Source organism: uncultured Ilumatobacter sp. (genome assembly GCF_963980585.1).
Lineage (GTDB): Bacteria > Actinomycetota > Acidimicrobiia > Acidimicrobiales > Ilumatobacteraceae > Ilumatobacter_A.
On record NZ_CAXCAM010000034.1, the window covers coordinates 20,034 to 27,499 of the forward strand.

The window sequence follows — 7,466 nt, forward strand, 5'->3', positions numbered from 1 at the left end:
GGTCCGGTGTCGTTGATGGACGCATGGAGTCCCGTGATCGGCTGGAGACATGGCAGTGTTGCCAGGATGAAGGACTGGCGAACAGGAGCTGACTCGTTGCGGTTGGCGGTCACCGCTGCGTTGGCGGGTGGGGACACGGCTGCGGAACGGGCGAAAGCAGTTCTTTCGATCACGGCGGCGGATCTCGATGATGTGATCCACGCGCAGTTTGAGGCAGCGGCCGTGGCCCTGACGTCAGGATTGGGTGCGTCACCCGGTGCAGGTGTCGGCAAGGTCTACTTCTCAGCCGACGATGCTGCCGATGCCGCGGACCGAGGCGAAGACGTCGTGCTCGTGCGCAACGAAACGACGCCGGCAGATGTGCACGGGATGATGGTGGCAAATGGGCTCCTGACGACACGCGGTGGGCTCGTGAGCCATGCTGCCGTCGTCGCCCGCGGCTGGGGTACGCCCGCAGTGGTCGGCGCCGACACAATCGTGATCGGCGATCGCTGTTTCAGCGTCGGCGATGTCGTCGTGGAGGAGGGTGACGTCATCTCGATCGATGGGGCGACGGGTGATGTTGTGCTCGGCGAGATGGCGACCGCATCTGGCGGGCCGCCAGAGGAGTTTTTTACGCTGCTGAGTTGGGCGGACGAGATCAGAGCAGGTCACCTTGCCGTCCGCGCGAACGCAGACACCGGAGACGATGCGATGAAGGCCCGCGAGCTGGGCGCCGAAGGGATTGGGCTTTGCCGAACCGAGCACATGTTCCTCGCGGCAGACCGACTCCCTGTGGTCCGTCGAATGATTCTTGCTCGCGATGCCGACGAAGAAGGAGCAGCGCTCGAGGAGCTTGGTCGGGTACAGCAGGCTGACTTCGAAGACATCCTGCGCGCCATGGACAGCTTGCCCGTCACGGTGCGCCTGCTCGATCCTCCGCTGCACGAGTTCCTGCCATCGGTCGCCGAGTTGACGTTGAAGGAAGCGACCGAGGGGTTGTCTGATGTCGAGCAGCAAGAGTTACGCGCCGCGCGTACGTGGGCCGAGCACAACCCGATGATTGGTACACGCGGCGTGCGCCTCGGTGTGCTCAAACCCGGCCTGTATGCGATGCAGGTGCGAGCACTTCTGGCTGCGGTGCAGACGCTGCGCGACGCAGGGCTGCATCCGATTGTCGAGGTGATGATTCCGCTGACCGTCACCCGACCAGAGCTTGCGCTCGCTCGATCGTGGGTCGAAGCTGAGATCGAGGCCACACAGTCTGATCACAGCGACATCACCATTGGCACGATGATTGAGACGCCGCGGGCAGCGCTGCGGGCTGGCGATATCGCCCACGATGCTGACTTCTTCTCCTTCGGCACGAACGACCTGACGCAGTTGACGTTCGGTTTCAGCCGTGATGATGTCGAGACCCGAATGATGCCGGCGTACCTCGATCTCGGTCTGCTCCCAGCCAACCCGTTCGACACGATCGATCAGTTCGGTGTCGGGGCCCTGCTCCGCCTGGCTGTGGAACAGGGCCGGGAGGCTGTACCAGGACTCAAGATGGGCGTCTGTGGTGAGCATGGTGGCGACCCGGCTTCGATCGAGCTGTTCCACGAGATTGGACTCGACTATGTGTCGTGCTCGCCGTATCGGGTGCCCATCGCTCGGCTCACTGCGGCGCAGGCGGTTCTCGCCTCTTCCTCGAAGTAGCTCAAAGAACGGAGAACCTCAAGTCGTTCGTTCGGATCGGCTGCTTCGTGATCCTTGTTCGCGTCCGAGCCCGGCGATGTCACGGCCGTATCCTGGCGTACGTGTCCATCTACGACGATGAGTTTGACGACGCCGACGAATTTGACGAGGCCGACTTTGCTGATCGTCCGTTGCCGCCTCGGGCCAGCCGGACGTCGAGGGTCGCGATGCTCGCAGCGATTGCCGCGGTGGTGGCCATGGTCGCGGCCGGCCTGGTGGTCGGTGGTGGCGACGGCGCTGACGATTCGCCTCCAGCGACAAGGCCGACGCCGTAGTCTGAAGGCATGGGGATCGTCGACGAAGACATCGAGCGGCTGCGGTCGACCGTGTCGATTGTCGACACCGTCCAGCAGTACGTCGCGCTCAAACGGGTCGGCCGGAACTGGGTCGGCCTGTGTCCATTTCACGCAGAGAAGAGCGGCTCGTTCAACGTCACCGAGGAACGGGGCCGCTACAAGTGTTTCGGCTGTGACAAGGGCGGTGACGTCTTCACGTTCATCCAAGAGATCGAGCACCTTGACTTTCCGGGTGCAATCGAACACCTCGCGGCCAAGGCGGGTATCCAACTCAACTACACGACGTCGGGACAGTCCGAAGAGCGCTCGCGCCGCAAGAAACTGACGGCAGCGATGAACGACGCGGTCGAGTGGTATCACCAGCGGCTGCTGGAATCTCCTGATGCTCGAGCCGCCCGCGACTATTTGCGGCGGCGCGGTCTGGCTGGTGATATCGCTCGGCAGTTCAAACTTGGTTGGGCTCCCGATGATTGGGATCAGCTCTCGCGCAATCTCGGTGCGCCTGCCGATGTGATGCAGGATGTCGGGCTGTCGTTTCGTAACCGGCGCAACAAGATGCAAGACGCGTTCCGCGGTCGCGTGATGTTCCCGATCTTCTCCGAATCGGGCGAGGCGCTGGCGTTCGGCGGGCGCATCCTTCCCGGCTCTGACGACCCAGCGAAGTACAAGAACAGCGCGGAGACGCCGATCTACATGAAGAGCAAGACGCTGTACGGGCTGAACTGGGCAAAGGCCGATATCGCCAAGAAGGACCAGGTCGTGGTGTGCGAGGGGTATACGGACGTGATCGGCTTCCATCGTGCCGGCGTGCCTCGCGCCGTTGCCACCTGTGGCACGGCGCTCACCGAGGAACACGTGCGTCTGCTCAAACGGTACGCCAGCAAAGTGGTGCTGTCGTTCGACGCTGACGCTGCTGGTCAGGGAGCCGCGGAACGGTTCTACGAGTGGGAAGAGAAGCACAAGGTTGAAGTGCTGGTCGCTCGGCTCCCTGACGGTAAGGATCCTGGTGACCTGGCTTCGTCGCAACCGGAGGCTTTGGTGGCAGCCGTCGACAAGCCGGTGCCGTTCCTCAAGTTCCGACTTGATCGCACGATGCGCGGTCGGCCGAAGGACTCACCCGAGCACCGGGTCCGACTCGCTGAGGATGCGATGGCAGTCGTCAACGAACATCCCAACAAGTCGATCCGCATGCTCTACGCCGGCGAAGTCGCCGCGGAGCTGTCGATGCCGGTCAGCGACATGGTTCGTCTGGCCGAGCGCGGAACTCGGCGTCCCGCCATTCAGGTGCAGCAGAAGCGGTCGCGAGGTCCGGTACAAAATGCTGAGTTTGCGGCCCTCGTGCTGCTCGTTCAAGACTGGGACTCGATCGCTCCGTGGCTGTTGGCAGAGCTCTTCGACGATGACGTCAACCGCATGGCGTTCATCGCACTTGGCGAGGCTGGCGGAGATCTCTCGAAGGCGATTGAGATTGCCCCTCCCGATGCTGTCGACATTCTCGAACGTGCCGCTGTGGTCGACCTCAACCTCGTCGCAGACGTCGAAGCTCGCACATTGATCGGAGCAGCCTGTCGTCGGGAGTTGCAGCAGCGGGTGCGTGTGATCGATCCCGAGGGGATGGTCGAGGATCGTCAGGCGCGTCTCGACCTCGAAGCGCTGCAAGACACCGAGCCCACTCGCGCTCTCGCCGCGGCTGAGTCATTGCTAGGTTGGCTTCATCGACGATCAGAGGAACGCACAGATGGGGAACACTGATGCTGGTGACCCCACAGAGAGCGTGTCTGCCGCGCCCTTCTTGGGTGTTGAGGCCAAAGAGTGGGACAAGCTTGTCGCCAAGGGTCGTGAATCTGGTGAGGTGCATGCCGAAGACTTGACGCTTGTCCTCCGGCACGTCGAATTGACCGGGGACGTGCTGGTCGATGTGCAGTCGAAGATGGCCGAACACGGCATCACCATCGACGATGCCGTCGAGGGGCACGGCGACGATCACGACGAGGTCGCGGACATCTTGCACAAGGTCACCGTCGAGCCGGTGGAAGCACCGCTTCCTGACGACGCGGACGAGAAGCTGCTCAGTCGGCGACGGGGGCGGCGGATGAAGAAGTCGTCGCCGAAGGGCGAGGGCGGGACCTCTGACGCCGTCCGGATGTACTTGCGTGAGATTGGTCAGGTCGACTTACTCACGACCGACGATGAGCGCCGCCTGGCGCAGTTGATCGAAGAAGGGCTGATCGCTGCGGGCAAGATCGACGAGGCGGCCGAAGCTGGCAAGCCCATCGATGGTGTCGAGGGGCGCATGCTGACCCGTGCGGTCAATCGGGGTGAGCGAGCCAAGAGCGAACTCACGCAAGCCAACTTGCGCCTCGTCGTCAGCATCGCCAAGCGCTATTCGGGCCGGGGTATGCAACTGCTCGACCTCATCCAAGAGGGCAACCTGGGTCTGATGCGTGCGGTCGACAAGTTCGACTACACCAAGGGCTTCAAGTTCTCAACGTATGCCACCTGGTGGATTCGTCAGGCGATCACTCGATCGATTGCAGATCAGGCCCGCACGATTCGCATTCCAGTCCACATGGTCGAGCACATGAACCGTGTCACGCGGGCGAAGCGTTCGATGCACCAAGAATTGGAGCGTGAACCCACGATCGAAGAGATCTCGGTACGCGTCCAACTCGAGCCGGATCGAGTCCGTGAACTGCTGCGCTATTCGCAAGATCCGTTGTCACTCGATTCGCCGGTCGGCGAGGAAGACGAGTCGAACTTGGGCGATTTCATCCAGGACGACTCTGTCGTCAGCCCGGCCGACGCTGCGGCCAAAGTGATGCTGTCTGACGCGGTCGGTGAAGTGCTCGGTGAACTCTCAGAGCGTGAGCAGGACATTGTCCGGTTGCGGTTTGGTCTCGACGGCGGCCAGGCCAAAACGCTCGAAGAGGTCGGCAAGGAATTTGGTGTGACGCGTGAGCGAATTCGCCAGATCGAGGCCAAGACCTTGGCCAAGCTCCGCCACCCCCAACGAAGCCAACGGCTCAGAGAATTCCTCGAGGTCGAATAGACCTCGAATCGAGAGTGGGAGGGTCGGTCTCTGACCGATAGCCTCGCCTCGGCTCCTGCCTTCCGGGGTAGCTCAGCTGGCAGAGCAGCGGACTGTTAATCCGCTTGTCGTGGGTTCGAGCCCCACCCCCGGAGCCAACGAAGAGGGCCCACCGCAAGCCGGTGGGCCTTCGTCGTTTTCGGGCAGTGGATGCGACTGGTGGGGCGTCCGGGGCTCGAACCCGGGACCGACGGATTATGAGTCCGCTGCTCTAACCAACTGAGCTAACACCCCTGGAATCACAGACGAGGACAGACCTCATCGGTGATGTTCAGGCGTCGGGTTGTTCGATCGCGTCCAGGAAGGCGTTGACGTCGGGCTCTTCGCCGCCGACCAGCCAAATGGTGAGCTCGCCCGGATTGTCGCTCTCCTCGTCGTCCTCGGCATCTTGCCAGGGGAGCACACCGTCAACGAAGTATCGGTCGACCGTGATGTCATCATTGTCGGCATCCACCGGGGCGACAATGGCAATCTCGACCTCGGTCTCCGGCGGTTGGTCGCTGAGGATGTCGATCAGTTCATGAACTCGCATCGGCTCAGTGTAAGTAGTCGCCGAGCCACGCGGGTGCGTGCTCGAGCAGGTAGAGGCTGACGTGTTTGCATCGATCGAGTGCAGTCGTGACAGCCTGGTCCTGATTCATGTAGACGTCGGCGAGGTCGACGGTCATCTTGGCGACCATTGAGAGGCTTCGCTCTGGCGCATCGGTGACGCTCGGGAACGAGTCGATGGCGGACACCTCGACGGGAAGGTCCATGCCGCCGATGCCAGCGAGGTCCGTAGCGAGCACCAGCAGGTCGGGCGGTTCGGGAAGGGGCGGCAACGTCCACGTGAACAGCAATGGAAAGCTGAAGCCGTGCGGTGGTGGGTCGTCGAGGTCATCGAGCTTCATCACCTCGTCTTCGAACCCGAGCATCGCCCTGGGATCGACATCAAGTGAGAGGTGGAGGTCGATCGGGCCCGAACAAGCTTCCTCGGGGTGGAGGTCGACTTCCCACAACTGGCGGAGTGAATATGTCTCGACGAAGTGTCGTTCGTCGTGAACATGAAAGCCAGAGTCGATGGCCTGGCTCTTCACATCGGCAATGAATCCTGCAACGTCGATGACTGCCATCGCTCCGGACACTACCGTCCGTGGCGTGGACTCGACCAACAACAGCGACGCTTCTGTCATACCGGTTGAGGCGAGGGCGACGCTCGATCTGTTCGCGTCGATCTGTGACCGCGCCGCTGAGGTGGTTGGGGCCAACGCAGATTGGGGCGCGTCGGGCCTGCGTTCCGGACAATACGCCATCGATCTCGATGTCGATGAGGTCTGTGTCCAGCCGCTGCTTGCTGCGGGGTTCGACGTGTTGTCCGAGGAATCGGGACTGCAACAGCAGGGTGGCGAACTCGGACGTGACGTCGTGGTGGTCGATCCACTCGACGGATCGACGAACGCCAGCCTGGGGCTGCCGTGGTGCGCGACGGCGTTGTGCTTGGTCAGCGATGGCGTGCCGACGGTGGCGATGGTGAGCAACCTCGCGACAAGCGATCGGTACACCGCTGTGCGGGATCGCGGAGCGAACCGGAATGGTCAGCCAATCCTGGTCGGTCCGCGGTCGTCGCTTTCGGAGTCGATCATCGCCGTGAACGGTTTGCCGCCGGCGCACTGGGGCTGGCAGCAATTCCGCGCGATGGGAGCCGCAGCGCTCGACATCGCGGCGGTGGCCCGCGGTGGATTTGACGGCTACGTCGACACGACCACGGATTCACATGGTGTGTGGGATTACTTGGCGTCGGTCTTGATTCTCGAGGAGGCTGGCGGCTGTGCGGCCGATGCTCTCGGGCGAGACCTCACGGTGCTCAACCACGTTGATCGGCGCACACCGGTTGTGGCGTCAGGCGGCGCCTTGCTTGACGAGTTGATTGCGGCCCGGACGCGAAGGGGCCCGTGAGGTGCGTCAGTCCCGTAGCAGGGATGGGCTTGAATCAGTCGACCGGGCCGAAGCCCGACGCTGGATTCCTGATGGACGCTCTCACGGACCCAGTTTCATAATCGCGCCGGAGTCCCTGCAGCGCAAGGTCTTTGATCAGGCAATTGGTGCTCAGGGGGTGTGATTGGTGGTCGATCACCTACACAGGGCGATGCGATCTCGTATCCAGCGGGTCCACGCCTCTCTGAATCGGATCACAGCTGGCAGGGGCCGGAGATCGGCCCAAGTTCCCATCACATTGGGCTGGAGTAGGCACTCGGTGCCTTTGCGAGGGCTGGGTCACAGCGTCGCCGCTACACTCCGTCGCTGAGTTCGGGCGCATAGCTCAGTTGGCTAGAGCGCTGCCTTTACATGGCAGATGTCGGGGGTTCGAGTCCCTCTGCGCCCAC

At 62.5% G+C, this 7,466-nt stretch carries 7 protein-coding genes and 3 tRNA genes; 7 read left to right on the forward strand and 3 right to left on the reverse strand.

Annotated elements, in window-relative coordinates:
* Positions 1 to 66: 66 nt before the first annotated feature.
* The 5 genes from ACH2DW_RS11275 (at position 67) to ACH2DW_RS11295 (ending at position 5,201) form a co-directional block, all read left to right on the forward strand.
* Positions 67 to 1,680: a putative PEP-binding protein gene (locus ACH2DW_RS11275; RefSeq protein ID WP_394929849.1), complete on the forward strand. Its 1,614-nt coding sequence runs from the start codon at positions 67 to 69 to the stop codon at positions 1,678 to 1,680.
* A gap of 101 nt (positions 1,681 to 1,781) precedes the next feature.
* Positions 1,782 to 1,994: a hypothetical protein gene (locus tag ACH2DW_RS11280; RefSeq protein WP_394929850.1), complete on the forward strand. Its 213-nt coding sequence runs from the start codon at positions 1,782 to 1,784 to the stop codon at positions 1,992 to 1,994.
* A 9-nt stretch (positions 1,995 to 2,003) separates the two neighbouring features.
* Entirely contained in the window at positions 2,004 to 3,767 is a 1,764-nt protein-coding gene (dnaG, locus tag ACH2DW_RS11285; protein WP_394929851.1) for a DNA primase, read from the forward strand.
* Positions 3,754 to 5,064, forward strand: coding sequence for an RNA polymerase sigma factor RpoD (gene rpoD / locus ACH2DW_RS11290; RefSeq protein ID WP_394929852.1), 1,311 nt, complete (start codon positions 3,754 to 3,756; stop codon positions 5,062 to 5,064). The genes dnaG and rpoD overlap by 14 nt, the downstream gene beginning before the upstream one ends.
* 61 nt (positions 5,065 to 5,125) lie before the next feature.
* Positions 5,126 to 5,201: transfer RNA gene (locus ACH2DW_RS11295), tRNA-Asn, on the forward strand.
* Between the two features lie 59 nt (positions 5,202 to 5,260).
* On the opposite strand, the gene ACH2DW_RS11300 is transcribed toward ACH2DW_RS11295, so the two are convergent.
* From ACH2DW_RS11300 to ACH2DW_RS11310, 3 genes are all read right to left on the reverse strand, one after another.
* Positions 5,261 to 5,337: transfer RNA gene (locus ACH2DW_RS11300), tRNA-Ile, on the reverse strand.
* A 37-nt stretch (positions 5,338 to 5,374) separates the two neighbouring features.
* Entirely contained in the window at positions 5,375 to 5,635 is a 261-nt protein-coding gene (locus ACH2DW_RS11305; protein WP_394929853.1) for a hypothetical protein, read from the reverse strand.
* Positions 5,636 to 5,639: 4 nt separating this feature from the next.
* Positions 5,640 to 6,215 carry a hypothetical protein gene (locus ACH2DW_RS11310; protein WP_394929854.1) on the reverse strand — a complete coding sequence of 192 codons (576 nt, stop codon included), beginning with the start codon at positions 6,213 to 6,215 and terminating at the stop codon, positions 5,640 to 5,642.
* A 25-nt stretch (positions 6,216 to 6,240) separates the two neighbouring features.
* Between ACH2DW_RS11310 and ACH2DW_RS11315 the strand changes: the two genes are divergently transcribed.
* Both ACH2DW_RS11315 and ACH2DW_RS11320 read left to right on the forward strand, forming a co-directional pair.
* A complete protein-coding gene (locus tag ACH2DW_RS11315; protein WP_394929855.1) occupies positions 6,241 to 7,038 on the forward strand; it encodes an inositol monophosphatase family protein in 798 nt (265 codons plus the stop codon).
* A 353-nt stretch (positions 7,039 to 7,391) separates the two neighbouring features.
* A tRNA-Val gene (locus ACH2DW_RS11320) sits at positions 7,392 to 7,465 on the forward strand.
* The last annotated feature ends 1 nt before the right edge of the window (position 7,466 follow it).